At 54.7% G+C, this 24,081-nt stretch carries 27 protein-coding genes and 1 tRNA gene; 13 read left to right on the top strand and 15 right to left on the bottom strand.

Annotation, left to right across the window (positions count from 1 at the left end; genetic code table 11):
• Positions 1 to 7: 7 nt before the first annotated feature.
• Together RCCS2_RS10450 and RCCS2_RS10445 are read right to left on the bottom strand one after the other, a co-directional pair.
• Positions 8 to 460 (bottom strand): phasin family protein, encoded by a 453-nt coding sequence (locus RCCS2_RS10450; RefSeq protein ID WP_008234010.1) that lies wholly within the window; start codon positions 458 to 460, stop codon positions 8 to 10.
• A 149-nt stretch (positions 461 to 609) separates the two neighbouring features.
• Positions 610 to 2,406, bottom strand: a complete 1,797-nt coding sequence (locus RCCS2_RS10445; protein WP_037294037.1) for a PHA/PHB synthase family protein — start codon at positions 2,404 to 2,406, stop codon at positions 610 to 612.
• 68 nt (positions 2,407 to 2,474) lie between these two features.
• On the opposite strand from RCCS2_RS10445, the gene phaZ reads away from it, so the two are divergent.
• Positions 2,475 to 3,746, top strand: a complete 1,272-nt coding sequence (phaZ, locus tag RCCS2_RS10440) for a polyhydroxyalkanoate depolymerase (RefSeq protein WP_008234007.1) — start codon at positions 2,475 to 2,477, stop codon at positions 3,744 to 3,746.
• Between the two features lie 10 nt (positions 3,747 to 3,756).
• Here phaZ and RCCS2_RS10435 read toward each other — a convergent pair whose 3' ends face one another.
• From RCCS2_RS10435 to RCCS2_RS10420, 4 genes are all read right to left on the bottom strand, one after another.
• Positions 3,757 to 4,473 carry an alpha/beta fold hydrolase gene (locus RCCS2_RS10435; protein ID WP_008234005.1) on the bottom strand — a complete coding sequence of 239 codons (717 nt, stop codon included), beginning with the start codon at positions 4,471 to 4,473 and terminating at the stop codon, positions 3,757 to 3,759.
• An 83-nt stretch (positions 4,474 to 4,556) separates the two neighbouring features.
• On the bottom strand, positions 4,557 to 5,423 hold the full coding sequence (locus RCCS2_RS10430; RefSeq protein ID WP_008234003.1) for an alpha/beta hydrolase: 867 nt from the start codon (positions 5,421 to 5,423) through the stop codon (positions 4,557 to 4,559).
• Positions 5,416 to 6,753: an MFS transporter gene (locus RCCS2_RS10425; protein WP_008234001.1), complete on the bottom strand. Its 1,338-nt coding sequence runs from the start codon at positions 6,751 to 6,753 to the stop codon at positions 5,416 to 5,418. The genes RCCS2_RS10430 and RCCS2_RS10425 overlap by 8 nt, the downstream gene beginning before the upstream one ends.
• An 81-nt stretch (positions 6,754 to 6,834) precedes the next feature.
• The gene (locus RCCS2_RS10420) at positions 6,835 to 7,593 is read right to left on the bottom strand and encodes an alpha/beta hydrolase (protein WP_008234000.1); all 759 of its coding nucleotides are present in this window, start codon (positions 7,591 to 7,593) and stop codon (positions 6,835 to 6,837) included.
• Positions 7,594 to 7,684: 91 nt separating this feature from the next.
• On the opposite strand from RCCS2_RS10420, the gene RCCS2_RS10415 reads away from it, so the two are divergent.
• Both RCCS2_RS10415 and RCCS2_RS10410 read left to right on the top strand, forming a co-directional pair.
• Complete coding sequence (locus RCCS2_RS10415; protein ID WP_008233998.1) at positions 7,685 to 8,428, top strand: ArsR/SmtB family transcription factor; 744 nt, start codon at positions 7,685 to 7,687, stop codon at positions 8,426 to 8,428.
• Between the two features lie 11 nt (positions 8,429 to 8,439).
• Complete coding sequence (locus RCCS2_RS10410) at positions 8,440 to 8,871, top strand: MAPEG family protein (protein ID WP_008233997.1); 432 nt, start codon at positions 8,440 to 8,442, stop codon at positions 8,869 to 8,871.
• A gap of 60 nt (positions 8,872 to 8,931) precedes the next feature.
• On the opposite strand, the gene RCCS2_RS10405 is transcribed toward RCCS2_RS10410, so the two are convergent.
• A complete protein-coding gene (locus tag RCCS2_RS10405) occupies positions 8,932 to 9,177 on the bottom strand; it encodes a hypothetical protein (RefSeq protein ID WP_008233995.1) in 246 nt (81 codons plus the stop codon).
• Positions 9,178 to 9,279: 102 nt separating this feature from the next.
• The gene (locus RCCS2_RS10400; protein ID WP_232204258.1) at positions 9,280 to 9,921 is read right to left on the bottom strand and encodes a hypothetical protein; all 642 of its coding nucleotides are present in this window, start codon (positions 9,919 to 9,921) and stop codon (positions 9,280 to 9,282) included.
• 124 nt (positions 9,922 to 10,045) lie between these two features.
• Here RCCS2_RS10400 and thrS point away from each other — a divergent pair, with 124 nt between their 5' ends.
• The 5 genes from thrS (at position 10,046) to RCCS2_RS10375 (ending at position 14,746) form a co-directional block, all read left to right on the top strand.
• Positions 10,046 to 11,992: a threonine--tRNA ligase gene (thrS, locus tag RCCS2_RS10395; protein WP_008233992.1), complete on the top strand. Its 1,947-nt coding sequence runs from the start codon at positions 10,046 to 10,048 to the stop codon at positions 11,990 to 11,992.
• A 237-nt stretch (positions 11,993 to 12,229) separates the two neighbouring features.
• Entirely contained in the window at positions 12,230 to 12,532 is a 303-nt protein-coding gene (locus tag RCCS2_RS10390; protein ID WP_008233990.1) for a BufA1 family periplasmic bufferin-type metallophore, read from the top strand.
• Between the two features lie 63 nt (positions 12,533 to 12,595).
• Positions 12,596 to 13,450: an MNIO family bufferin maturase gene (gene bufB, locus RCCS2_RS10385; protein WP_008233988.1), complete on the top strand. Its 855-nt coding sequence runs from the start codon at positions 12,596 to 12,598 to the stop codon at positions 13,448 to 13,450.
• Complete coding sequence (locus RCCS2_RS10380) at positions 13,447 to 14,184, top strand: HvfC/BufC N-terminal domain-containing protein (protein WP_008233985.1); 738 nt, start codon at positions 13,447 to 13,449, stop codon at positions 14,182 to 14,184. Before bufB ends, RCCS2_RS10380 begins: the two co-directional genes overlap by 4 nt.
• Before the next feature lie 13 nt (positions 14,185 to 14,197).
• The gene (locus tag RCCS2_RS10375) at positions 14,198 to 14,746 is read left to right on the top strand and encodes a DoxX family protein (RefSeq protein ID WP_008233983.1); all 549 of its coding nucleotides are present in this window, start codon (positions 14,198 to 14,200) and stop codon (positions 14,744 to 14,746) included.
• Here RCCS2_RS10375 and RCCS2_RS10370 read toward each other — a convergent pair.
• Together RCCS2_RS10370 and RCCS2_RS10365 are read right to left on the bottom strand one after the other, a co-directional pair.
• Positions 14,730 to 15,098 (bottom strand): hypothetical protein, encoded by a 369-nt coding sequence (locus RCCS2_RS10370; protein WP_008233976.1) that lies wholly within the window; start codon positions 15,096 to 15,098, stop codon positions 14,730 to 14,732. The genes RCCS2_RS10375 and RCCS2_RS10370 overlap by 17 nt on opposite strands.
• 45 nt (positions 15,099 to 15,143) lie before the next feature.
• Positions 15,144 to 15,473, bottom strand: coding sequence for an arsenate reductase family protein (locus RCCS2_RS10365; RefSeq protein ID WP_008233975.1), 330 nt, complete (start codon positions 15,471 to 15,473; stop codon positions 15,144 to 15,146).
• A gap of 175 nt (positions 15,474 to 15,648) precedes the next feature.
• On the opposite strand from RCCS2_RS10365, the gene RCCS2_RS10360 reads away from it, so the two are divergent.
• Positions 15,649 to 15,858 (top strand): cold-shock protein, encoded by a 210-nt coding sequence (locus tag RCCS2_RS10360; RefSeq protein WP_008233974.1) that lies wholly within the window; start codon positions 15,649 to 15,651, stop codon positions 15,856 to 15,858.
• 40 nt (positions 15,859 to 15,898) lie between these two features.
• On the opposite strand, the gene RCCS2_RS10355 is transcribed toward RCCS2_RS10360, so the two are convergent.
• The 4 genes from RCCS2_RS10355 to thyX form a co-directional block, all read right to left on the bottom strand.
• Entirely contained in the window at positions 15,899 to 16,891 is a 993-nt protein-coding gene (locus tag RCCS2_RS10355; protein ID WP_156788499.1) for a hypothetical protein, read from the bottom strand.
• Positions 16,892 to 17,210: 319 nt separating this feature from the next.
• A complete protein-coding gene (locus tag RCCS2_RS10345; protein ID WP_008233971.1) occupies positions 17,211 to 17,411 on the bottom strand; it encodes a hypothetical protein in 201 nt (66 codons plus the stop codon).
• A gap of 592 nt (positions 17,412 to 18,003) precedes the next feature.
• Positions 18,004 to 19,479 (bottom strand): P-loop ATPase, Sll1717 family, encoded by a 1,476-nt coding sequence (locus RCCS2_RS10340; RefSeq protein ID WP_008233969.1) that lies wholly within the window; start codon positions 19,477 to 19,479, stop codon positions 18,004 to 18,006.
• Between the two features lie 37 nt (positions 19,480 to 19,516).
• Positions 19,517 to 20,422 carry an FAD-dependent thymidylate synthase gene (gene thyX / locus RCCS2_RS10335; protein WP_008233968.1) on the bottom strand — a complete coding sequence of 302 codons (906 nt, stop codon included), beginning with the start codon at positions 20,420 to 20,422 and terminating at the stop codon, positions 19,517 to 19,519.
• Positions 20,423 to 20,601: 179 nt separating this feature from the next.
• Here thyX and RCCS2_RS10330 point away from each other — a divergent pair, with 179 nt between their 5' ends.
• Positions 20,602 to 21,978 carry a surface lipoprotein assembly modifier gene (locus RCCS2_RS10330; RefSeq protein WP_008233967.1) on the top strand — a complete coding sequence of 459 codons (1,377 nt, stop codon included), beginning with the start codon at positions 20,602 to 20,604 and terminating at the stop codon, positions 21,976 to 21,978.
• 10 nt (positions 21,979 to 21,988) lie between these two features.
• Here RCCS2_RS10330 and RCCS2_RS10325 read toward each other — a convergent pair.
• Positions 21,989 to 22,063 (bottom strand) — tRNA-Thr (locus RCCS2_RS10325).
• 88 nt (positions 22,064 to 22,151) lie between these two features.
• On the opposite strand from RCCS2_RS10325, the gene RCCS2_RS18560 reads away from it, so the two are divergent.
• Genes RCCS2_RS18560 through RCCS2_RS10315 form a run of 3 tightly spaced genes read left to right on the top strand, consistent with a single transcriptional unit; the run spans position 22,152 to position 24,049 of the window.
• On the top strand, positions 22,152 to 22,301 hold the full coding sequence (locus RCCS2_RS18560) for a hypothetical protein (protein ID WP_008233966.1): 150 nt from the start codon (positions 22,152 to 22,154) through the stop codon (positions 22,299 to 22,301).
• A gap of 6 nt (positions 22,302 to 22,307) precedes the next feature.
• Positions 22,308 to 23,573: a UDP-N-acetylglucosamine 1-carboxyvinyltransferase gene (gene murA, locus RCCS2_RS10320; RefSeq protein ID WP_008233964.1), complete on the top strand. Its 1,266-nt coding sequence runs from the start codon at positions 22,308 to 22,310 to the stop codon at positions 23,571 to 23,573.
• Positions 23,570 to 24,049, top strand: a complete 480-nt coding sequence (locus RCCS2_RS10315) for a DUF2948 family protein (protein WP_008233963.1) — start codon at positions 23,570 to 23,572, stop codon at positions 24,047 to 24,049. The genes murA and RCCS2_RS10315 overlap by 4 nt, the downstream gene beginning before the upstream one ends.
• Positions 24,050 to 24,081: the final 32 nt, after the last annotated feature.

Genomic DNA, 24,081 nt, shown 5'->3' with positions numbered 1-24,081 from the left:
GCTTTGCTTACTTTGCAGCAGCAGTTGCCTTCTTGGCAGCAGCTGTCAGCTCTGTCTGTGCTTTCTTGGCAGCAGCGTTCATGTCCTCGGACATGTCTTTGCCTGCAGCCATAACCAGCTCCATTGTTTGTGTCTGAACTTTTTTCGCGATTTCAGCGAAAGCAGACATGTGCTCGGCAGCGGATTCAGCAGATGCAGATGCGAAATCTGTCATTGCTTTTGCATAGTCAGCAGGCTCTGCCTTTGCTTTGGACATTGCTTCTACTTTCGCAAGTGTGTCCTGTGTCCACTTTGCGGACAGCTCAGCAGATTTGCCAGCAGCGTCGATTGCAACTGCAGACATTTTCTCGGCCAGGGCAGTCTGGTTCTTGAACTGCTCTTCCATTGCTTTTGTGTCTACAGGGAACGCGCCTGTCATGTCTTTGAAGATCGCGGTGAAGTCTTGTGCTTTAGCAGCCATGGTATCAACCTTTCAGTTATTCATCTGTGCGGGGGACACCCGCTGTTATCGTCTGACACCAATATGCATGCTGCAGCGCAGCATTTCAAGGGTTTTTTCTGCACTGCAGCATATTTTTTCTATACTTTCGATTTATCGTGAAATTTCCGCTATTTACCAATCACGTAGGTGCCGGGTGCCGATGCTAAAACAGGGTGATTGTCATCTCCCGGCGCGCGCGCCGTGACTTTTTTACCTGATTTTTTGGATAGCCACGCGTCCCAACGTGGCCACCACGACCCCTCATGCTTGTCCGCCGCATCCAGCCAATCATCGGCCGTCAGCCCAAGTTCAGGGTTCGTATAGTGCCCATATTTCTTCTTTGCAGGCGGATTAATAATACCCGCGATATGGCCGCTTTCTGACAGGATAAATGTCTTATCCTTCGCACCCATTTTGGCGACACCGGTATAGCTGCTTTTCCATGCAGCGATGTGATCTGTTTCGCAGGCAATGGCACAGACCGGCACGGTCACATCCTTGATGTGTACGGTCTCACCCGCGATTTCAAAACCTTTGGTCGCAAATTCATCGTTCTGACATAGCCCGCGCAGATATTCGACAGACATGCCCGCAGGCAAATTCGTCCCATCCCCGTTCCAATAAAGCAGATCAAAGGCCGGTGGTGCCTTGCCCATCATATAGCTTTTGATCGCTGGGCCGTAGATCAGATCATTGGACCGCAGGTAAGAGAAAGTGCGCGACATGAAGAACGAATCCAGCACGCCGTTTTCCTGAACCTCAGCCTCAATTCCATCAACAAAATCGTCGTCAAGAAATACGCCCACTTCGCCCCGGTCCGAGAAATCAGTGAGTGTGGTGAAGAATGTCGCGCTATTGATGGATTTGTCTTTGCGCTTTTTCATCAGTGCCAGCGTCAGCGACAGCGTCGTGCCTGCGATGCAATACCCCACAGCGTTCACCTTTTTCACGCCGCAGATGTCTTTGACCTCTTTAATCGCTGTCAGGTATCCATCTTCGACATAGTCGGTCATCGACGTGTCGCGATAGCCCGCGTCGGGGTTCACCCATGAGACAACGAATACCGTGTAGCCTTGTGCCACAGCCCATTTGATCAGGCTATTTTGGGGCTTGAGGTCCAAAATATAGAATTTGTTGATCCACGGTGGAAAGATGATCAGCGGGGTCTCGTACACCTTTTCGGTGCTTGGCGCATATTGGATCAGCTCGAACATGTGGTTGCGATAGACCACCGAACCGGGTGTTGTGGCCAGGTTTTCACCCAGCGTGAAGGCGTCCTTATCAGCCAGCGTGACAACCAGATCACCATCATTGGCTTCCAGATCAGCGATCATATTTTCTAGCCCTGCCACAAGGCTTTCGCCTTCGGTCTCTGCCGCCAAGGCCAAAGCCTCGGGGTTTGTGGGCAGAAAATTGGTCGGGCTGATCATATCGACCATTTGCTGGCTGAAATAGCGCAGACGCTTCTTTTCCTCAGAATCAAGCGTGTCGATATCTTCTACCGCCTGCTGCACTGCAGAAGCGTTCATCAGATACTGTTGCTTGATAAAATTGAAGTAAGGGTTTGTATCCCAAAGCTCGTGACTAAAGCGGCGATCTTTGGGCGTGTCGTCTGTTGGGGTCTCAAGCTTGCCTTGCGCCAGCAGGTGCTGTGCCTCAACGTAATGCTTTACTGATTTGCCCCAGAATTCCAGTTGATGCTCAATCAGTTTGGCCGGATTGTGCATCATTTCAGTCATATAGGCCGTCGCAGCCTTCATATAAAGTTCTTGGCTCGGCCCTTGTAGTGACGGCGCCACCGTACGGCCCTGCCCCATCACATTCAACAAACGTTGGGTCAGTTCTTCGACCCGCGCAAGGTTGGCCTCTAGTTTTGCGACATTCTGGCCGACACTCTCTTGCGCGTCTAAATCGTTTGTTGTCATTTTAACGTTCCTATGCGTATGCTGCAGGTGCAGCATATCGTCTGCGCCCGCCATCGGAGACTAAGTACATGAAGTATATGATGACCTACGACCTGATGGAAAGCATGCGTAACACCAATCAGTGGCTTGGGGCGACCGCAAATGCGTTTGCATCTTACCCGATGATGTCATGGGGGGCGAACCCTGCGATGGATTGGCTCAAGGCTTGGGGCGAAGTGACAGAGCGTACTTTTTCGCGGATGGTCATGAAGCCGGATTGGAATATTCCACCGGTGACAGGCGAAAAGGGCAAGGATTATCCTGTTGTCGTTGAAACCGTGGTTGAAAAGCCTTTTGGCGATCTGATCCACTTTACAATGCCGGGACGCAAACACAGCAAGCGCCGGGTTATGTTGGTCGCGCCTATGTCCGGTCACTATGCGACGTTGCTGCGCAAAACCGTGATCAGCCTTTTGCCGGATGCCGATGTTTACATCACCGACTGGCACAATGCCCGCGACATTCCAGTCAGCGCTGGCAAGTTCGATATTGAGGATTACACCCTTTATCTGATGGAATTCATGCGCGCACTTGGCCCTGACATTCACGTCATCGCTGTGTGCCAACCTGTGCCGCTTGCGCTGGCCGCAACAGCCTATCTGGCAGAACTTGATCCTGACGCCCAGCCACGGTCGCTGACCTTGATCGGTGGTCCCGTTGACCCCGAGGCGAACCATACCGAGGTGACAGACTTTGGCCGGTCCGTTACCATGGGCCAGCTTGAAGAAACGATGATCCAGCGGGTTGGTTTCAAATATTCCGGTGTGGGCCGCATGGTTTACCCCGGTCTTTTGCAACTGGCCTCTTTCATTTCGATGAATTCGGAAACGCACACCAATGCGTTCCGTGATGAGATTATTCGCGTCGCAAAAGGCGAAGCATCCGAGCATGACCGCCATAACGACTTTTATGACGAATACCTTGCCGTGATGGACATGACGGCAGAATTTTATCTTTCCACGGTTGAGCGTATCTTCAAAGGTAGCGAAATCGCACAGAACGAATTTGTGGTCGCAGGCCACAAGGTCGATTTCAGCAAGATTACAACCGTTGCCGTAAAAATCGTTGAGGGCGAGGATGATGATATTTCCGCGCCGGGCCAGTGTTTGGCCGCGTTGGGTTTACTAACCGGTCTGCCTGACGACAAAAAGGCGGCACATCTGGAACCGGGTGCCGGTCACTACGGTATCTTCGCGGGCCGTAGCTGGCGCAACAATATCCGGCCATTGGTGCTGGATTTTATTGATGCGAACGCTGATGCACCCAAGCGCAAATCGGCAAAAGTCGTCGCGATCAAGTAATCTGACGGGTTTAAAGGCGTAGCATCATCGGCTGCTTCATCCAACGTTGCAGCGCGTCTGTCGTGGCCTCTGGGGCCTCTAACGTTGGCAGATAGCCTGCCCCTTCGATGATTTCAAACTGTGCATAGGGGATCAGTTCAGCCAGAAATTCATGCCGTTTTAGCTGGTATTGCCCGTCATGGCGGCCGCAAATTACGGCCGTCGGCAGTTGGATCTGGCGCAGCATCGCCTGCTGATCTTTGCGGCGCTGCATTGCGCGGGCTTGTTTGACATAAACCTCAGGCCCAAGCTCGCGCCCCATTTCTGTCAGGACGCGCACCAACTCTACCTTATCAGTCGCAGACGCCATCCAGGTGGAGTTTATTTCATGTTGTAAAACATCGTCCCAGCGACCGGCCCGCGCTGCAATGATATGCGGCTCACGGGCGGCTGCGGCTTCTGGCGTATCCGCCAATGGGCTGGTGCTGACCAAAGCGATCCGGGTGATCCTTTCAGGCGCGCGGCGCATGATCTCCATCGCGACCATCCCGCCAAGGCCCATCCCGCACAGTGCAAATTTTGACGGTGCCCAGGACAGTATCTGACTGGCGATTTCCTCGATCCGTTCACCACATGTGGGCGGGGCCACCATCACGGCATGAGCCTGCGACATGACTTGAACCTGATGCGCAAACACACGCGCGTCAGATAAAATAGGTGGAATCATCACCAGCGTTTCACGCGGCATTTTGAAATAGCCCTAACAAACTGCTCAACCTCTTTGGGTCTTTGTAAACACCTTGACGTGGAAAACGCGTTGCCGCAAGTGTTTCAGCGCGCGGGCAATCCTTGCACCCAAGCGATCATCTGCTGAGCCAGTGGCAAAGTCTGGCCGGGTGAAAAAACGTCACCAGCCATCACATGCCCCATGTTATCGTCCTTTGGTGTCTGTTTAATCGCGATCGTATCAACCTGTGCGCGCCAGCGTGCGATAACTTTACGGGTGTCGTCGGGATGCACCACTTGATCGGCATCGTTGAAGCAAAACAATGCAGGTGTGTTGATCACGGACAGGTCCGCAGCACGCACCGCCCGCACGGCATCTGCCATCACATGCACAGCCGTCGTCGGGTATTTTACCGTCCAATAGGCCGCGTGCGTTTCACTGATCGGCGCAAACGACCGCGACGATCCAGCCACGTATTTCGACCAATGCCGTGATCCCGGCAAATCCAGCAAGGTCTGCACGGCCCGGTGCCGCAGTCCAAAGTTGGGTGAAACATGGATCATCGCCTTTGCCCGCGCGCCGCCCGCCAACGCCAGCGTCGCCAAGGTACACCCGGTTGAGCACCCCATGATAACCACATCATCACCGATGGTTTCTGCAACCATCACGGCCTCGGCCACATCACGCTGCCAATCCGCAAGCGTCGCCCGCCCCATCGCATCGCCGTCCTGACCATGCCCGGTCAAGCGCGTGAAATGGATGTTTGCACCCAAGGCTTGTGCGACAAGATCGGGCAATGGTCGCAGTTCTTCACCCGTGGCCGAAAACCCATGGATATACAGCAGGCAAACAGGCGTCTTGGTGGCTGGTGTATCGGCCCAGATGATCCGCTTTTCGCAGCCTTTGCGCAGGTGCGGCACCTGTGCTTCTGCGGCGGCGAGGGCCGCTTCTATGTTTGCCAGATCACGCAAGGGCGCGCCGTGCCATTGGCCGATAAATCAGGGTCAACCCAAAGATCGCAACCACCAGAATACCCGCCGGGATCAGCGTGATGGACAGCTGCAAGGTACTAAGCGCGGCATCCGATTGCGCCACCACCCCGTCTGTTGTTTCCTGCCATCCGGCCGCCGCCAGCGTGAGGCCCAGCACTGCGGGGGCGACCGCATTCGCCAGTTTCTGACCGAAAAGCCAGATCGCCGAAAACGCCCCCTCGATCGCCATGCCTGTGTCGCGCCGTGTCACATCCATCAGATCAGGGTAAATTGCCCACGGGATCTGCTGGTAAGCCCCGTTGGTCATACCTGCCAACACGAACATACCGGCAATGGCAGTGACGTTGACCGACGGCAGCATAGTGTAAAGCGCGTAAAGCAACACCACATAAAGGCTAAGACCCAAGATCAGCGCGCCCACTTTGCCCAGCCGGTTTGACAGCAGAACCCAGATCGCTTGGCTGAGGATTGATCCGACCACGAAAGTCGCGAACATCAAGCTTAGGGTGCTAAGCGCTTGGGCAGCACCCGACAGCATGGTGTCCCCGCTATCGACGATCAAATAAAGTGCCGCAAAGGGCAGCCCTACCGTGATCATCGCAATGGCGAGGGTCATAACACCATAGATCAGCACCAGCACGACAAAGGCTTTGTTTGAAAAGACCAACCCGAACATCCCCGACAAACTGACCGTTGCAGGCTGCGCAATACGTGGTGCGTTACGTGTGGACCACAATGACAACCACACAGCGCCTACCATCAAAGGTGTCACCGCCAAGGCCGCCAACGCATATCCGATGGATCCCGCCAGACCGGGCAACACTGCACCCCCAATCAGAATACCGATGCTGGCAAAGGCCATACGAAACCCTGTCATCGCCGACCGTTCTTTGGGATCTTGGGTGATTTCACCCGATTGCGCACCATAGGGGATCGCCACCATGGTAAAACCGATGGTCGCCAACACAAAGAACGCCACCACCCAGCCAAGGTTTGCGTTCATACCCATACCCGGCGGTACGGAAAACAGCCCCACCATGCCCGCAGACATCACCAGCACACCCAGAAACATCCAAGGGGCGCGGCGTCCAAAGCGGCTTTGCGTGCGGTCGCTGAAATAGCCGATCAGCGGATCGGTGATCATGTCAAAGATCAGGACAGCGGTCGTCACGAACCCCGCAATCCCGACCGGCACCCCTAAAAATGCAGTCATATAGGTCAGGATCAACAGTTGTTTGACGATGACAAAGACAACGATGCCCATATCCGCCAAGCCCCAGCCCGCCTTCTGCCCCAGTGATAGTGCCATGCGTCCTCTCCCAAGGATTTTGCGCACCTAAGCAGCGTGATGTTCGATCCCAAAGCGGAACGTTACGTAGGATGGGTGATTTCACCCATCTGCCGCGCGCAAGACCTCCTCAACCGAGGTGGCGATCAGATCCAAGCATGGCTCGGTTGAAAAGCGATGGTCGGCCCCATCCACCAGCGTCAATCGCATATCAGGGCTTTCGGCATGATCAAGCAGGCGTAAAGCGACCGACATATCAACATCGGCATCGGCGGTGCCCTGCAACGACCGCACCGGAAATGGCAGGAAGAGCGGATCGCGCAGCACCAAACGTTCTCGGCCCTCTTCAATCAGGCGGCGGGTGATGATGTAGGGTTCACCATACTCCGACGGCAAGGCCACCTGCCCGGCCATCAGTTCAACTTTCTGCGCGTCGTCGAATCCCATCCACATGCTGTCTTCGGTGAAATCGGGCGCAGCGGCGATTGTGACCAGGCCCGCCACGCGTTCCGGCATCACGCGCGCGACCAGCAAGGAAACCCAACCACCCATGCTAGAGCCGACCAAGATAACCTTGCCCGCAAGCAACCCTATTGCGGCACAGGCATCTTCAAACCAATCACCGATACAGCCGTCCGTAAATGCCGCGCTGCTTTCACCATGGCCAGAGTAGTCGAACCGCAAGAAGGCACGCCCCGAATCGCGCGCCCATTTTTCCAGATGCACGGCCTTTGTGCCGCCCATATCGGACTTGAAACCGCCTAAGAAGACGACAGCAGGGCCGGTTCCATCGGTCAAATGATAGGCAATCCGGCGCCCTTGCGGCGTGACAAAAGACGGGGTTTCACTAATGTTTTCCATAGGCTTACAGCACCACACCCGATAGCCAGCTGCAAGTATTTTTAAGTGACTCTATTGTCACGTGACTATTTGGTAACCTATAAGGTTTCTCATGGATGCGATTTTTAAAGCCTTGAACGACCCCGCCCGCCGCGACCTGCTCGACAGTTTGCGCAAGCGCGATGGCCAATCCCTCAGCGACCTGGAAGAGGTACTGGAGATGTCCCGTTTTGGCGTGATGAAGCATCTGAAGGTCTTAGAAGAGGCCAACCTGATCGTCACCCGCCGCGATGGCCGGTTCAAATACCACTATCTGAATGCCTTGCCCTTGCAGGACGTGATGGACAGATGGGCCGCCCCTTTTTTGCAACGCCAAGCGCGCGCGGTGACGGAATTGAAAGTCAAACTGGAAAGAGACACCGATATGGGAAAACCCGATTTCATGATGCAAACATTCATCCGTTGTAGCCAAGACGCGCTATGGGCGGCCCTGACAGAGGCTGACCAGATGGCTGCCTATCACTTTGCCTGCAATGTCGTCGAAGGCAACGCGGCAATCGATCAAAACACGGCCTTTATCCGCCCCGATGGCAGCGCGATGCTGAACCAGACCACCACAGCGATGGACCCAAAGACACGGATTGCAATGACGTTTGAGCCGCTGTTTATGGGCCCCGACGCGCCTGCCAGCCACATGGTCTATTTGATCGAACCGCAAGGCGAACAGTGCAAACTGACGATTGAGCATTATGACATGGCCCCCGGTCAGGAGGGTTTCGCCGAAGGCTGGGCGCGTCTGGCGTCATCGCTGAAAAGCTATCTGGAAACCGGCACAGCCCTCAAAGCGGCAATGTAAGGAGACAGCCCATGGAAAACTTTCCAACCGAACTTGGTATCCTGACATGCCTTGCCATCCTCGCCGCCTCTCTGTGGATCCCATATATCGTCGGCGTGAACACGGCACCCGAAGGCTCCCTACCCGCCGATGCGCCCGATGGTTTCACGCGTATTCCCAACCCGCGCCTGCATCGGCCATGGGTGCAGCGGGCGTACCGCGCGCATTTGAACCTGCTGGAACAACTGGTCCCGTTTGCATTGCTGGTGTTCCTCGTTGACCGGGTCGATGGTTTCACCGCAGTCACCTACTGGACCGCCATCGCGTTCTTCTGGCTGCGGGTGGCCCATGCTGTGGGCTATATCACCGGAAAAGCAACCTTCCCCCTGCGCCCGATCATCTTCACCGCAGGCTGGGTGTGCTGCCTGATCATGGCCTATGCAGTCTTCGCAGCGCGGTTCTGACAAAAAAGCACACAGCGGTCTATCGCTGTGTGCACATTTAGGCCGTCAGGGGATCACGTTTTAGCCCCCGACGTAAACAGCCTTTTTGGGACGATAAAATATCTTCTGATCATGCAGCCGCCCCAGCAGTTCTTCATTCTGGCGCTGATCCTGTTCAACCACCCGGATCGATTCCAGATGTGCTGGGTTATCGTCTTTCAATGCCAACCGCATACCGGACAGTTCGCGACCACGGGCGCGTAGGGCCTCTTCGATCATGTCCACGTCATTGATGCTCAGATCAAACGTCCGGTTGTAGCTTGGCATGCGTCACCCCCTATATCTGGGTTTCTGATTGGAAACACCGTCGCTTTTAACCGGTGGGATGTCGCAGTCAACGTATATCTAGGTATACAAAACTGTACCAAACTACTGCTCTGTATATATCGCGCCCTGCACCGCAATTGCGCTGCCACCGGTAGGTGTTGCCGTTCCCGATACTACACCCGAGAAGAACTCGACATTTGGTCCCGAAAAATTGCCCGCTAGTGTAGTACTGACATCCATCGCCCCAGCTGCAAATGTCACATTGCCATTCACGTTGCCAGTAACGACATTACCTAGGGCATCGACAACAAAACCGTTTTCGATTGAGACACTTCCTGCTGCCGCATTACCAGACAGGTCATAAAAATTATTCGCGCCTCCGGTAACCAGATCGGTGCCAAAATCGACATTTACCTGCGCCTGTCCAATCACCCCATCTGCACTGCCGTCCTGCAAAAGAAAGGTCATTGCGCCATCATATGTGGCACCACCCGTGTCCGGAATGGCATCTGCGGGGCTCGGACCAGCTGAAACAATCTTGTTGATGATACTGGTATTCGTAGTGTTCAGCTCTGCAAAGCTTAGCACGGGCGTTGGGTTGGCGTCGCTACTTGACGTCGTTTCGCAGGCCGCCGTCGCAATAAGGGCAAGGTAAGGTATCAGTTTAAATGTGTGCATGAATTCGCTCTCAGTTAGTCGTGAAATTGGGGAACAAAAATCACTCGCACATCCGATACGATACATCGCGCCGCAAACTTTGAAATCTGCAAACTTGACAGTATTTGCGCCACAGGCGAAACACCGCCACACACATAACCCGCAACCGGGCGTTTTGTAGGCGCCAAACAGACGAGGAGCTTGCCCTAAGATGGCACAGATTTCCCTAACTTTTCCCGATGGTAACAGCCGCTCTTACGAAGCTGGCGTAACAGCCGCTGATGTGGCCGCTGATATATCATCCTCCTTACGCAAAAAAGCGATCAGTGCGACCGTGGATGGTCAGCACTGGGACCTGCAATGGCCGATTGAGGCTGACAGCGCCATCGGCATCAACACCATGAAAGACCAAGAGCCTGCACTTGAACTGGTCCGCCATGACCTCGCCCACATCATGGCCCGCGCGGTGCAAGAGATTTGGCCAGATACACAGGTGACGATCGGCCCTGTCATCAAGGACGGCTGGTACTACGACTTTGACCGCAAGGAACCCTTCACGCCAGAAGACCTGTCCACCATCGAAAAGAAGATGAAAGAGATCATCAACAAGCGTGATGAGGTCCGCACCGAGATTTGGGAACGCAATGTCGCGATCCAATACTATAAGGACAGGGGCGAACCTTATAAGGTCGAATTGATCGAAAGCATCCCCGGTGAAGAACCCCTGCGCATGTATTGGCATGGCGATTGGCAGGACCTGTGTCGTGGACCGCATTTGCAGCACACAGGCCAGGTGCCTGCCGATGGCTTCAAACTGATGTCCATCGCCGGCGCATACTGGCGCGGCGACAGCGACCGCGCGATGTTGCAGCGGATTTATGGGACTGCCTTCACCAACAAAGAAGGGCTGAAAGCGCACCTGCATATGTTGGAAGAGGCAGCCAAACGCGACCACCGCAAGCTAGGCCGCGAAATGAACCTGTTCCATATGCAGGAAGAAGCCCCCGGTCAGGTGTTCTGGCATCCTAATGGTTGGACTGTTTATACTGAACTACAGGACTATGTGCGCCGCAAACAGCGGGCAGGCGACTATCGGGAAATCAACACTCCACAGGTGGTTGATCGCAAACTCTGGGAGGCCTCCGGCCACTGGGACAAATACCACGAGCATATGTTCGTCGTCGAAGTCGAAGAAGAGCACGCCAAGGAAAAAGCGATCAACGCGCTGAAGCCGATGAACTGCCCCTGCCATGTGCAGGTGTTCAATCAGGGACTGAAATCCTATCGTGATCTGCCGCTGCGTTTGGCAGAGTTCGGATCTTGCGCGCGGTATGAGCCGTCGGGCGCGCTGCACGGGATCATGCGCGTGCGTGGGTTCACCCAAGATGACGGTCACATCTTCTGTACCGAAGAACAGATCGAGACCGAATGCGCTCGCTTTATCAACTTTTTGGCGGACATCTATAAGGACCTTGGGTTTGAGGACTTTGAAATCGCCTTTGCGACACGGCCTGAAAAGCGCGTTGGGTCCGACGAAAGCTGGGATCACGTTGAAGGTGCGCTTGAGGCCGCGATTAAGTCCACCGGACGCGATTTCAGGCTGGAACCGGGTGATGGTGCGTTTTATGGGCCGAAGCTTGATTTCTATCTGACCGATGCACTTGGGCGGACATGGCAATGCGGTACATTCCAGGTTGATCCAAACCTGCCAGAGCGGTTGGGTGCGACCTATATTGGGCAGGATGGCAGCAAGCATCGGCCTTTTATGCTGCACCGCGCAACGCTTGGATCATTTGAACGGTTCATCGGTATCCTGATCGAAGAACACGCAGGCAAGCTACCGTTCTGGCTGGCCCCGCGTCAGGTGGTTGTCGCGACCATCGTGTCGGATGCGGATGACTATGCAATGGAAGTAGTCAACGCCCTCAAAGCAGTGGGTGTCCGCGCGGAGGCTGATCTGCGTAATGAGAAGATCAACTTCAAGGTCCGTGAACATTCGGTCGGCAAGGTGCCGGTAATTTTGGCTTTGGGTGCGCGTGAGGTGGAAGAAAAGACCGTGACCGCCCGCCGCTTGGGCGAAAACAAAACATCTGTAACATCTCTGACGGAAATTGTTGCAGAGCTGGGTCGGGCATCCACGCCCCCCGACCTTCTGTAACATTCCAGCGCTGGAAGCTGTAACAAACCCGCCGTTGCTTGCATCGGCGGGTTCTTTGTTTTTTAAGGTAAAATTCAGGTGCGGCAGGCCGCCGCAGTCCGCCTATCGCTCACATCACCTCACGGGAACGCGATGCACGGGCCTGTGAATGGCGCATGGACAACCGGGGCGGTTAGGGTTTGGGCATCGCCGGAACACGGTGACGATCAAATCTGACCTAACTTAAAGGAAAACTCGATGTCCAACGCTACAAAAACTCTCGTCCTCGCATCTGCTGTTGCATCTGCTGTTGCAGGCCTGTCCACAACGGCTGTTGCGCAAGAAAACGTCAAGTGCTTCGGTGTTTCACTCGCCGGTGAAAACGACTGTGCAGCTGGCCCCGGAACAACATGTGCAGGCACATCTACCGTTGATTATCAAGGCAACGCATGGACATTTGTTGCTGCCGGCACATGCGAAGGCATGGAACTGCCAGCAATGGCTGACGGCTCTGAGCGTATGGGTTCATTGGAAGAGCTGGATCGCGACCTGCCAGCATAAGCTGATTTATGGTAAGGTGGATCATGATCCACCTTACCTGCCCTCTACCCAAAGGCCTCTGACATGCTTGACGCGACACAAAACCACTCTCTGCCCGCGCGTCCCGGCGTTGGATATAAAGCCCAGCACTACAGCGACATCATGGAAAATCCCGGCCCTTTGGGGTGGTTGGAAATCCATGCCGAAAATTACATGGGCGATGGTGGCCGCCCGCTTGCGCAACTCCGTCACCTTGCAGAACGCTTCCCCATCTCGGTTCATGGCGTTGGCCTGTCCATTGGTGGTGAAGGCGATCTTGACGCCGACCACCTTGCCCGCCTCAAGCACCTTATCGGCTGGCTGAACCCGGCCAGCTTTTCCGAGCATTTGGCGTGGTCCACCCACGATAGCCACTTCTTTAATGATCTCCTCCCCCTGCCCTATACTGAACAGACGCTGGCCCGGGTCGCCACTCACATCAATCAAGTCCAAGACACGGTCGGTCGGCAAATGCTGCTGGAGAACCCTTCCAGCTATCTGGCCTTTGCCGAAAGCACGATGTCCGAAACAGATTTCCTGCGCGAATTGACCCAGCGTACCGGTTGTGGCCTGCTGCTGGACGTCAACAACGTCTTTGTCAGCGCAACAAACCTGAAAACGTCGCCTCAGGCCTATATTGACGACTTCCCGCTGGAAGCTGTGGGTGAGGTTCACCTTGGTGGCCATGATGAGGATGAGGACGAAACCGGCGCGCCCCTGCTAATTGACAGCCATGGCAAGGCCGTGGTTGATCCGGTTTGGGCGCTTTTGGATTATACGTTGGCCAAATCCGGCCCCAAACCTTTGTTGATTGAATGGGATACAGATGTTCCCCCATGGCCTATTTTGGCCGATGAAATCACACGTGCTGACCGCGCCCTTACGCTGATCACGTCATGACCGTTACGCAGTCCGCTTTTAAAGCTGCAGTGCTGGATCCTGCAGCGACCGTCCCGACCGGGATCGTGAACCCGGACGGGGCTGCGGCCAGCAAACGCTTTGATGTTTATCGTAACAATGTGGCTGTCAGCCTGTCTGATGCACTGGAATCTGCTTTTCCTGTTGTGCGCAAGCTGGTCGGCGACGAATTTTTCCGCGCCATGGCCGGTGTTTACCTGCGCAAGCATCCCCCGAAAACGCCGCTCATGATGTTTTATGGCGACGCGATGCCGCAATTCCTGCGCCGGTTTGAGCCGACAAAGTCCATCGGGTATTTGCCTGCAATCGCAAGGATCGAACTGGCGATGCGCCACGCCTACCATGCCAAGGATGTCGCGCCCGCCGATGCACAAGCGCTGACAACCCTCGCCTCTGACGCGTTGATGAGCACCAAATTGAGCATCGCGCCTGCAACACAAACCGTAACGTCCGATTTCCCAATCCACGCCATCTATCTTGCAAATACGCAAGCGGACGCCCCCAAACCGGTGATGCAGCCACAAGCGGTGGTGATCACGCGCGCTGGCTTTGATCCGCAAATCCATCTTGTCAACGCAGCCGCAGCCACCTGCATCGAGGCCCTTAAAAAAGGTCAGTCCTTGGGTCAGGCGATAGCGACAGCAGACGATACTCTTGATCTGGGTACGGTGCTGGGCCTGCTTTTGGCCCAAGGTGCCGTAACTGAAATTTACTGAAAGGCCATCCCTCATGACCACTTCCCCTTTGGCCGAGATGGCCCACCCTATCAACCGCGCTGGCGACGAAATTTTGCCAATCTTGGCACGCCTTGTCTTTGCCGGGGTGCTGACGCTGTATTACTGGAATTCCGGCCTGACCAAGCTGGGCGATGGGATATTCGGTATCTTTTCACCCTCGATCGGTGCCTATGGGCAGATTTTCCCCAAAGCATTGGAGGCGGTCGGTTATGATATCTCGCAACTGACTATCTTTCACTGGGCGGTTGTGACCGCTGGCACGATTGCAGAATTTGTCCTGCCCGTTTTGATCATCATTGGCCTGTTAACCAGATTGGCAGCCTTTGGCATGATCGGGTTTATTATTGTGCAGTCACTGACCGACCTTTTTGGTCACGGCGGCATTGCGCATGACGGCACGCTTGGCGCTTGGTTTGACCGCATGCCAGACGCGCTGATCCTTGATCAACGTGCGTTTTGGGTGCTGTGCCTGCTGATCCTTGTGTTCAAGGGCGCAGGTACACTGTCCATTGATCGCGGCCTGTTCAGAAATGGGCCTTAGGCTCGTCTGGTTGGCCAGCAGCAATTGCAAGGATACCGCCCAGCGCGACAAAACCAATCGGGAACATGGTGCCGACATTAAAGCCAAACGCCGCGTAAAAGCAAAAGGCGCTGACCAGCATCAAGATGCCACCCCACAAAGCGCGTGACTTGGCCATTGCACCACCGGCAATGGCCAATAAAGGCGCTATGAAGCTTGCAAAACGGATGAAACTTGGGTTCTCAAGAAGACCGAAAAGTTCACCCACTTCGGCATGGCGCTCTGATAGCTCCGCGTATCCGTAGCCAAACAGGCCAACGATGATACCGATCAAGCCACCGATCACTCCAAGCATACTTGCGGCGTTGCGCATGGGTCTTCTCCTTACTGCTCTTAATGTCACATAAGCAGTCGGGCGTCAGTCGCCAAGGTACTTTGCCTGTACGTCAGCCTTCCAGCCAATCGTCCACTGCCCATCCGCATCAATCACCGGACGTTTCATCAAGGTCGGATGTGTAGCCAGCAGCGTGGTGGGATCAGCCGCCTTTTCATCGTCAGACAGGCCCCGCCATGTCGTGGACGCCCTGTTGATTGCAGCCTCACCAAAGGTCGCAACAATAGTGGCAAGGTCGTTATCCCCAATGCCATCCGCGCGCACGTCAATGACGTTTGGCGTATGACCGGAAGCAGTCAGGGACTTGAACGCCTTACGGCATGTATCGCATGATTTTAGGCCAAAAAATCGCATTTTCGCCTCCTTCTTAGGCAGAAATTATCCAATATCGCTAATGCGACGACGTGTCATTTGCCTTTTTCGTAAATCAGATAATTCTAAAGATATGAAGGCCAAGGGAAGTCCGTTTGTCGCGGGGCCCAAGACCTGCCTAGCCCTGCGGGGTGCGAATATTATAGGAGAACGGACCATGCCAAACGGCACCGTAAAATGGTTTAATACAACAAAAGGTTATGGGTTTATTGCGCCCGATGACGGCGGCGCGGACATCTTTGTACATATCTCGGCGGTCGAACAATCGGGCCTGACCGGCCTTGCTGATGATCAAAAAGTGACGTTCGATTTGATCGAAGGGCGTGATGGCCGCCAGATGGCAGGTAATATCGCCAAGGTGGAATAACCTCTGTCATATGTCATTGGCGGGCCGCTCTGGCCTGTCGCTAACGGTTTTTTTGCTGCATTCTGCTGCGGATCAATTCCATGACGTCTTCTGACTGGACTTGTTTTTCAACCGGCTTCGACGCTGACATGGTTTCAAGATGAGCATCCATGGACATATCAAACGCATTTTGCTGATCTGAGAATTCTTCGGCTTGGTTCATATAGGCCAGCACACCGCCTGCGCTTTGCAAGCTGAACGCCCAGATGTAGAACAGCAGGCAAAGGCCAACAAAGGCCCATGTTTCCCAGCCGATAAGTTCAAGCGTGCCAACACTTGGCCGTGCTTCGAGCTGTGCAAGCTCATCAGTGATCGCGTCACCAAAACCGGCCAGATAGCTGACGGTCAGGGCGATGGGCACGGTGAATGTGGATAGAATATAGGAAATCGCCACAACGATCAGCAAAGAACCGAATTCGCTGCCGAACCCAAAAAACGGTGTATGGGGACGCCCGCTGGGGTCCATACCGATTGACGCGCCGGCCAATGGCATCAGCAAGGCGGCCCGTAAACCAATGATCAAAACACTGCCGACCCACAGGATCGACAAGGTGATCACGGGGTTTACAGAGGCGAGTTGCGCGAACACTAGTTCCGGCTCCATGTCGGTCAGCCGGGTCAATTCTTCCAGCGTCAGCGGTGTTGCAAACAGATAAATCCCAACGCCTGCGCCGATGATCAACAGCACGCAGAACGCTTCGAATATGCCGTATCCAATAGCCGGGAGCATCAGGCCGAAATAGCTGTTGCGCATGCTGGATTGCTTGGCCTGCAGGCCCAGACGCGCGCCCACAATCACGGGTAAAACACTGGCCCCAACGGCAAATGCAATGATCATGACGCCCGCCACGAGGGGCGAGATGAACGACATAATGATCACGAAAATCGTGGCAATAAAGCCAAAAACAAAGATCGCTATTAGCATGAAAGGAAACACGATGGCCAAGCGCCACAGGACGTTAAGCGAAAATGGGATCGCACGCAAAAGGGTCACGGGACAGGATCCTCCGACAGGTTTATTTGGCGCGAGTATGCCTGCGGTGCGGGGCACATGGAATGACTTTGTTGCATCGCGCGGGCCAAGTGTGACTTTGCTGCGATGGTGGGGCGCGCAACGTGCGGTGGGGTGTTTTGCGCCGCGCGCCGCAGTGGCGCTGCATTATGGTTAATCGGCAGGGAAATATGGGTTTTGGGGCGGTATGTTTCCCGTACACAAGGCGTACACAACCTGTACATACGGGTGTACGTGCCAAAGCCGGTTAACGGACCGCGCGGGCGAAAATGTTGCGCAAAGGTTAACCTGCGCTACGGGATCAGACCCTTGCCGCAACATCGGCGCGGCGGGTCATGATCACCTGATGGACAAAACGGGTCGCGATCGGGGCGTCGCGCTGGATGATGCAACGGCGGTCGGCCTCGGTGGTCAGACGATCAATCAGGTCGGACGGGATGTCCGAAAAACGGGTCGTGTCCCGCGTGGTGTGGCATGAAACGTCAATACGATATGTCGGCATGATACCCCCCGGCAGTTGTGCGACTGTGACCGTGCTAGCGCAAACAAGGTATCTGTGACGAGAGGAACCCCACGTCGGTTTTCCCCCAGTGACGTTGGGTTACTTTGATGCGCGCTGTTGCGATTGCCTTAACCAAGTCGCGCGATGATGGCCCCATGTCGCGATATCGCCGCCCCAAATGCCCCGGTGCGACCGTGTTCTTTACGGTGAATTTGGCGGATCGGTCGTCGGGGGTGTTGGTGGAGCAGGTTGATGTGTTGCGTGAGGCGGTGCGGCAGACGCGGGCCGCGCGGCCGTTTGTGATTGATGCGTGGGGTGCGCGCCGTCTTGGAAACGATCCGGGGGATCGTTTCAGGTACGCACGGGCGGAGCCCCGGATGTGTTGCCGGATCACATGCATTGCGTGTGGACATTGCCCGAAGGGGATGCGGATTACGCCAAGCGCATGGGTGCCATCAAAGGCAGGTTCACGCAGATGGTCCGTAGGTCGGGGTTCTCCCCGACTCTATCCGTGAACAACAGGCACGGTGTAATCGGTGGCAGGACAAGAGTCGGGGAGAACCTCGACCTACGTGCCGAAGCGTCTGCTTTTTCAAGTCCCTCTTATCCCGAACTCATGCCATAAAGCAGGGTGCACGCGAACTTGATAGTGCTCTTTGAAATAACTCTCACCACGATGTGCCCAGAAATAGTTTCCCGCCTCAGGCTGGAACCCTCCAACAACACCTAAAAGAAAAAGCTCATCGAACAACTTATCCTCATTTACACCAACGTCAGGCATACGACTTAAAAATTCATCCTTAGAAGTAAACGTTTTCTTCTGAATGGTTTTCTTTAACGCTGGTAGAATTCTTTTACCATGCGTAACACTTAACTCATCAATAAGCTCTTTTGTCGAAGTTCTGGAGTACTCATCCAAACCCGATTTAAACTCTTTTTCGCCCATTCTAGTAGCATTGGGACTGCCCTTAGCAACGCTGTTTAGAAGTCGTACTAAATCCCTAGGTCGACCCCAGGTATTTGTTTTAACAAATTCGTCCAGTGAATTCGCAATATTACCAAATTTTACAGTCTTGGCGGCAAATGCATCATAGTCTATTTTAGTTGAACTTTGAGATATATTGGAATGTTCAATCTTTTTCCTTAACACTTCTATCAAAAGAGGGCTGGCATCACTTCCTGTACTATACCAGTTGATACTAACATCCTTACCATCAACGATCTTACCAATCTCAGAATCAAATTCATTCATAATATTTCTAATTTCGGGACGAAGAGAACAAACAAAATGAATATCCAAATCTTCCTTGACAGAAAGTGCATTCAGCTCTCGCGCGGCTTTAATTATGTCACGAACCATTGCGGCTTTGATAGTGATTTGATCCGCATTAGCATCTAACCTTGAAAAAACCAATTCATCAATAAAGAAGTACATCTTTAGGTTTTTGCAGCATTGCGACAAAAGAACCCTTGCTATCCTATTAAAGTCACCAATTGATATCTCCCCATGAGAGCCGCCATCACCAACTTCCAGTCCAAGTCCCACAGCAATACCAAACGCATCACCACTTACCTTTATGCTTAGGTTCTTTGTTAACCCAGAGAATATATTTGCCAATTTATTCTTTTGAGGCAAAACAAACTTAGTGAAGTCATTTTCCTCTCCCGCATTGATCAGCGCTTCAGCTATCTTATTTACTATTATTCTTTCCCAAACATCTCTAAAGTCATAATTCAAAAACAGATTACGGTCATTAGATGAACTCACATATGCGATATGGCTTTGGGTTCTTGAAAGCTGCGTAAAATCTCCAGCTCGCATATCCTCTGCAAACCTAAAAAATACTGTCTTATAGCCATCCTTAATTAACTGGTTTGAGAAATACATCTGTAGCGCAGTCTTGCCAACGCCTTTGCGACCAACAATGATAAATTTTCTATTTTTTCTTAAAGTGGAAATACTAATTGAGTCAGGGATGACAAATGTATTTGAGAAATATTCTACTTCATTGTTAGCTTCGTCAAATGCTTCGAGCTCGCCAAAATATAGATCCGATAGCTTATACATCTAGATTACCTCTCCAGTATTGGCCACCATTGCTTACTCACCCAATAACCCCTTCAAACTCCCGCCATTCGCCTTTGGACATCCCAGAGGTCTCTTGCGTGACCTCTTCACCTTTAAGCATACGTCGCACGCAGTCAATCGCCTTAGACGAGAGTGTGGCCCCGCCCATGCGGTAGTCTTCGAATGCGCCGTAGGCTGCGGGCACCCAGTCGGCGACGACTTTGCAGATTTCATCGGCGTAGACCCGGATTTCGTATTGTGCGTGGCTGTCCGCCCGCAGCCGCAGGAAGTGGAAGAGGTTGTGCAGATCGACCTTCCAGTACCATTGGGTGTAGATGTTGGCGGGCAGGTTCATGCGGGCCAGTTCGCGGGCGAGGCCTTGTTGGCCGTCGTCCGAGATCATTTCCGCATAGTGGTCGTAGCAGCGCGCGGCGTCGCCTTTGAGGTATTCCAGCACGCGCGCGGCCTCTTCGCCGGTCAGTGCTTCGCCCCTACCCTGGTTGTTGATCACCGATTGGGCGGCGAGTTTATCAGGCTCGGGGATGTAGAATTCGCGGTCGAGGATCGAGTAGCGCGCGGAGTATTCGTTGACGTTGGCTGTCCGGTGCCGGATCCATTGCCGGGCCACAAAGACGGGCAGTTTGACGTGCAGTTTGATCTCGCACATCTCAAACGGGGTGGAGTGCCAGTGGCGCATCAGGTAGCGGATCAGCCCTTCGTCGTTTTGCACAGACTTGGTGCCTTTGCCGTAGGACACGCGCGCCGCCTGACAGATCGCCGCGTCGTCCCCCATATAGTCGATGACCCGGATAAAGCCGTGGTCGAGCACGTCGTAGGCTTTGTAAAGGTGCCCTTCCATGCCTTCGGCAACCGCCCGCAGCGTTGGTTTGGGGTTGCTGCGCAGCTCGTCGATTTCGGCCTGCTGGTCTGGGGTGATGGGCATCTGCGGTCTCCGGGGCTGTGCGTTGAGTCGCGCCACTATAGAAAATGGGAGGCTGTGATAAAACAACATATAGTGGTTGTGGTGTCGATTATATCAATGGATGTGTGTTGACTTCGGTTGGACGGGCCGTGACGTTGCCCTTTCAAAGGCTCGTTCAGGGCTGTCTATCGAGGGTCGATATGCGTCGTTTTCAGGTACTTGCCGTCGTGATAGCCCTGTGGGGTGCGGGTGCCGCCGCCCAAGAAACTACCGCGGTGCCGCTGGATCAGGCGGGCCAGATTGCCGCACAGGCGTTGCTCGCGGGTGAGGTGGAACTGGCATTGCAGATCGCCGAGGCGGTTTTGGCCCAGCTTCCTGACGATCGCGATGCGCTGATCGTCGTCGCAGCGGCGGCCCCACGTGTCGGTGATCCCGCGCGTGGTCGCAGTGCCGGTACGCAAGCCTGGAGGGTGTCAGAAACCGACGCCCAGAAATACGAAGCCGCCCGGTTGACAGCGCTGGCGGCGGCCAACGAAGAGCGGTTTACGCTTTCGACTTTCTGGCTGCGCCGTGCGTTGACTGTGGCGCCGAACGAAGAACAGCGCGCCCAGACGATCCGTGATGCGCGCAGTGTGACCCGCCGCAATCCATGGTCGACACGGTTATCGTTTTCGCTTGTCCCTTCCAATAATGTGAATGGCGGCGCTGATAGCGACGATTGCACCGATGCCGGAATTTTCAACTGCAGTCTGTCGGAAGATGCCGTGGCGCTTGCAGGCTGGCGCGCATCGCTGGGGTTCAGCGCGCAGTATCGCCTGCAAGAGGCGCAGGACAGCCGTACGTTTGTTGGCCTGCAATATCAGACAACGCGCGTGCGGATTACCGATGACGTTGATGTCCCTGACGAGGCTTTCACGACATCAAACTATACCCTATCACTGCGCCACGACCGCGCGCTGACAAACGGCACTTTGGGATTGAACGCTTCGCGCGGACGATTTGAGTATCGCAGCTTGATCAGCAGCACGAACACAACCGAAGCCGAAGAATACGACATCTGGCGGTTGGGCATTGATCGCCGCATCCCGATCAATGACAGGACGCTGCTTTCAGGATCGCTGGGGCGCGAATGGCTGGAGTACAGCGTCAGTGGTATCGGCGAGGTTGACCGACGACGCGCAAGCATCGGCCTGACCTATGCTTTGGACAGCCGGGACCGTCTGAGCGGGTCAATTGCGGTATCTGACAGTGTTGGCGAAACAAACAAGAACTACACCTCGCAAGACATTACAATAAGCGCCACCTACAGCTGGGCAGAGCCTATCGGCCCGATTAGCCTGTCATTGGGTGGTGGTCTACGATGGAATGAATTCCCCGAGTATCGCATTGGCTTTACCCCCGCTGACAAGCGAAACGACAGAACGATGTTTGTGAACGCCAATATCGGTTTTCCCCGCGTGTCCTATGCAGGATTTACGCCAAGCCTGCGCATTGATGCGTCCCAAACGGAAAGCGACGTCAGCCGTTTTGACCGCACAACATTGTCGGCTGGCTTCACGATCAGTTCGCAATTCTGAGAAATCCCGATGGTGCTGTGAGGGAGGATTGAACTCCCGACCTCACCCTTACCAAGGGTGTGCTCTACCACTGAGCTACCACAGCATCCGGTGAGGCCGGGAATTAGACGCAATCGCCCTTTGGTGCAAGCCCTCTCTGGACGGTTTTTGCCGCTATTGATAAGACCGCTACCATGAGCGACAAAGACAGCACGAGCAAAACAGGCAAGACCGCCGAAACCCGCGAAGATCGGTTGAAGGCGGCGTTGAAGGCCAATATGGCCAAACGCAAGGCGCAGGCGCGTGCACGCAAGCCTGATGCCCAAAAAGAAAAGAAAGAGTAGGCAGGCATGGATTCTATTGTGGTCACGGGTGGCACACCCCTGAACGGTCAGATTGCGATTGCGGGGGCAAAGAACGCAGCGCTGACCTTGATGCCTGCGACGCTGTTGTCGGAAGAGCCTTTGACGCTGACCAATGCGCCGCGTTTGTCCGATATCGCAACGATGACGGCGCTGTTGCAATCGCTGGGTGTTGAAGTGACCTCCATGCAGGATGGCAAGGTACAGGTGTTGTCGTCGCATGCCATGACATCGACCACTGCGGATTATGAGATTGTGCGCAAGATGCGTGCCTCGAACCTTGTTTTGGGTCCCCTGCTTGCCCGTCATCACAGGGCGGTCGTGTCCCTGCCCGGCGGCTGTGCCATTGGTGCCCGCCCGATGGATATTCACGTCACAGCGCTTGAGGCGATGGGCGCCGAGATCGAACTGAAAGACGGCTATCTGCATGCGAAGGCCCCCGGTGGGCTGAAAGGTGCAAAAGTCCCATTGCGCTTTGCATCTGTGGGGGCGACCGAGAATGTGCTGATGGCCGCGACCCTCGCCAAGGGGACGACTGTGATCGAGAACGCGGCGCGTGAGCCAGAGATCGTTGATCTGGCGAAATGCCTGCGCAGCATGGGCGCGCAGATTGAAGGCGAAGGCACCGCGACGGTGACTATTCAAGGTGTCGATCATCTGGGGGCTGCGACCCATCCCGTTGTCACCGACCGGATTGAACTTGGCACCTATATGCTGGCCCCTGTCTTTGCGGGTGGTGAGGTTGAATGTCTGGGCGGTCGCCTTGATCTGGTTGGGTCGTTTGTTGAAAAGCTGGATGCGGCGGGTGTTGATGTGACGGAAACCAAGGACGGTTTGAAGGTGAAACGTCGCACGGATCGCGCCAAGGCCGTTGATGTGACCACCGAGGTTTTCCCCGGCTTCCCCACGGATTTGCAGGCGCAAATGATGGCGATGCTATGCACCGCTGACGGCACATCGGTGCTGGAAGAGAAGATTTTCGAGAACCGCTTTATGCATGCCCCCGAACTGATCCGCATGGGTGCCGATATCGAGGTGCAAGGCGGCATGGCCACTGTGCGCGGTGTTGAGCGCCTGAAAGGTGCGCCTGTGATGGCGACTGATTTGCGCGCATCCGTGTCCTTGATCCTTGCCGGTTTGGCCGCCGAGGGTGAAACCAAGGTCAGCCGTATTTACCACCTTGATCGCGGGTATGAGCATATAGAAGAAAAGCTGAGCGGTGTTGGCGCAAAAATTGAACGGATTTCCGAATGACACAAGACGCAAGCTTTGAAGATGGCCGCGAAGCACCGCTGCGGTTGAAGGCATTGGATGCTGAGGATTTGTCAGTGATGGCCGCCCTTGTGCAGGATGCGGTGTTTCCCGCGGCTGAGATGCGATGGGACCGCAAGGCCCGACGCTTTGCCATTCTGCTGAACCGCTTTCGCTGGGAAGATGCACCCAACGCACAGGCACGCAAGCGCAGCTATGAACGTGTTCAGGCGGTTTTGGCAATTGAGGACGTGATGAAGGTGCAAAGCCAAGGCGTTGATAAATCCGACCCCGATATGGTGTTTTCCCTGCTGGCGATGGCCTTTGTGCCGGGTGAGGATGGCGCGGGCCGTTTGGAACTGACCCTTGCGGGTGACGGTGTGATTGCGCTGGAGGTTGAAGCGCTGGAGGTCATTTTGCAGGATGTGACGCGGCCTTATGTGGCGCCGTCTAACAAGGCGCCCTCGCATCCCGCATAAATCACGGGCCGACACCATTGAAGCACCCTGCC

Origin of the sequence: Roseobacter sp. CCS2, assembly GCF_000169435.1 — a bacterium.
Taxonomy (GTDB): Bacteria; Pseudomonadota; Alphaproteobacteria; order Rhodobacterales; family Rhodobacteraceae; genus Yoonia.
The sequence above is the reverse complement of the archived record's forward strand: the minus strand, read 5'-3'. Positions and strand labels throughout refer to the sequence as shown.

What these genes read in the sequence shown, in the direction of transcription:
- RCCS2_RS10450 (WP_008234010.1), bottom strand. Translation starts at nt 460, where the DNA reads ATGGCTGCTAAAGCACAAGACTTCACCGCGATCTTCAAAGACATGACA.
- RCCS2_RS18560 (WP_008233966.1), top strand. Translation starts at nt 22,152, where the DNA reads ATGAGCGACAAAGACAGCACGAGCAAAACAGGCAAGACCGCCGAAACC.
- RCCS2_RS10400 (WP_232204258.1), bottom strand. Translation starts at nt 9,921, where the DNA reads ATGTATCGTATCGGATGTGCGAGTGATTTTTGTTCCCCAATTTCACGA.
- RCCS2_RS10420 (WP_008234000.1), bottom strand. Translation starts at nt 7,593, where the DNA reads ATGGAAAACATTAGTGAAACCCCGTCTTTTGTCACGCCGCAAGGGCGC.
- RCCS2_RS10410 (WP_008233997.1), top strand. Translation starts at nt 8,440, where the DNA reads ATGGAAAACTTTCCAACCGAACTTGGTATCCTGACATGCCTTGCCATC.
- phaZ (WP_008234007.1), top strand. Translation starts at nt 2,475, where the DNA reads ATGAAGTATATGATGACCTACGACCTGATGGAAAGCATGCGTAACACC.
- RCCS2_RS10380 (WP_008233985.1), top strand. Translation starts at nt 13,447, where the DNA reads ATGACCGTTACGCAGTCCGCTTTTAAAGCTGCAGTGCTGGATCCTGCA.
- thyX (WP_008233968.1), bottom strand. Translation starts at nt 20,422, where the DNA reads ATGCCCATCACCCCAGACCAGCAGGCCGAAATCGACGAGCTGCGCAGC.
- thrS (WP_008233992.1), top strand. Translation starts at nt 10,046, where the DNA reads ATGGCACAGATTTCCCTAACTTTTCCCGATGGTAACAGCCGCTCTTAC.
- murA (WP_008233964.1), top strand. Translation starts at nt 22,308, where the DNA reads ATGGATTCTATTGTGGTCACGGGTGGCACACCCCTGAACGGTCAGATT.
- bufB (WP_008233988.1), top strand. Translation starts at nt 12,596, where the DNA reads ATGCTTGACGCGACACAAAACCACTCTCTGCCCGCGCGTCCCGGCGTT.
- RCCS2_RS10405 (WP_008233995.1), bottom strand. Translation starts at nt 9,177, where the DNA reads ATGCCAAGCTACAACCGGACGTTTGATCTGAGCATCAATGACGTGGAC.
- RCCS2_RS10435 (WP_008234005.1), bottom strand. Translation starts at nt 4,473, where the DNA reads ATGCCGCGTGAAACGCTGGTGATGATTCCACCTATTTTATCTGACGCG.
- RCCS2_RS10375 (WP_008233983.1), top strand. Translation starts at nt 14,198, where the DNA reads ATGACCACTTCCCCTTTGGCCGAGATGGCCCACCCTATCAACCGCGCT.
- RCCS2_RS10425 (WP_008234001.1), bottom strand. Translation starts at nt 6,753, where the DNA reads ATGGCACTATCACTGGGGCAGAAGGCGGGCTGGGGCTTGGCGGATATG.
- RCCS2_RS10360 (WP_008233974.1), top strand. Translation starts at nt 15,649, where the DNA reads ATGCCAAACGGCACCGTAAAATGGTTTAATACAACAAAAGGTTATGGG.
- RCCS2_RS10340 (WP_008233969.1), bottom strand. Translation starts at nt 19,479, where the DNA reads ATGTATAAGCTATCGGATCTATATTTTGGCGAGCTCGAAGCATTTGAC.
- RCCS2_RS10345 (WP_008233971.1), bottom strand. Translation starts at nt 17,411, where the DNA reads ATGCCGACATATCGTATTGACGTTTCATGCCACACCACGCGGGACACG.
- RCCS2_RS10415 (WP_008233998.1), top strand. Translation starts at nt 7,685, where the DNA reads ATGGATGCGATTTTTAAAGCCTTGAACGACCCCGCCCGCCGCGACCTG.
- RCCS2_RS10370 (WP_008233976.1), bottom strand. Translation starts at nt 15,098, where the DNA reads ATGCGCAACGCCGCAAGTATGCTTGGAGTGATCGGTGGCTTGATCGGT.
- RCCS2_RS10330 (WP_008233967.1), top strand. Translation starts at nt 20,602, where the DNA reads ATGCGTCGTTTTCAGGTACTTGCCGTCGTGATAGCCCTGTGGGGTGCG.
- RCCS2_RS10365 (WP_008233975.1), bottom strand. Translation starts at nt 15,473, where the DNA reads ATGCGATTTTTTGGCCTAAAATCATGCGATACATGCCGTAAGGCGTTC.
- RCCS2_RS10315 (WP_008233963.1), top strand. Translation starts at nt 23,570, where the DNA reads ATGACACAAGACGCAAGCTTTGAAGATGGCCGCGAAGCACCGCTGCGG.
- RCCS2_RS10390 (WP_008233990.1), top strand. Translation starts at nt 12,230, where the DNA reads ATGTCCAACGCTACAAAAACTCTCGTCCTCGCATCTGCTGTTGCATCT.
- RCCS2_RS10445 (WP_037294037.1), bottom strand. Translation starts at nt 2,406, where the DNA reads ATGACAACAAACGATTTAGACGCGCAAGAGAGTGTCGGCCAGAATGTC.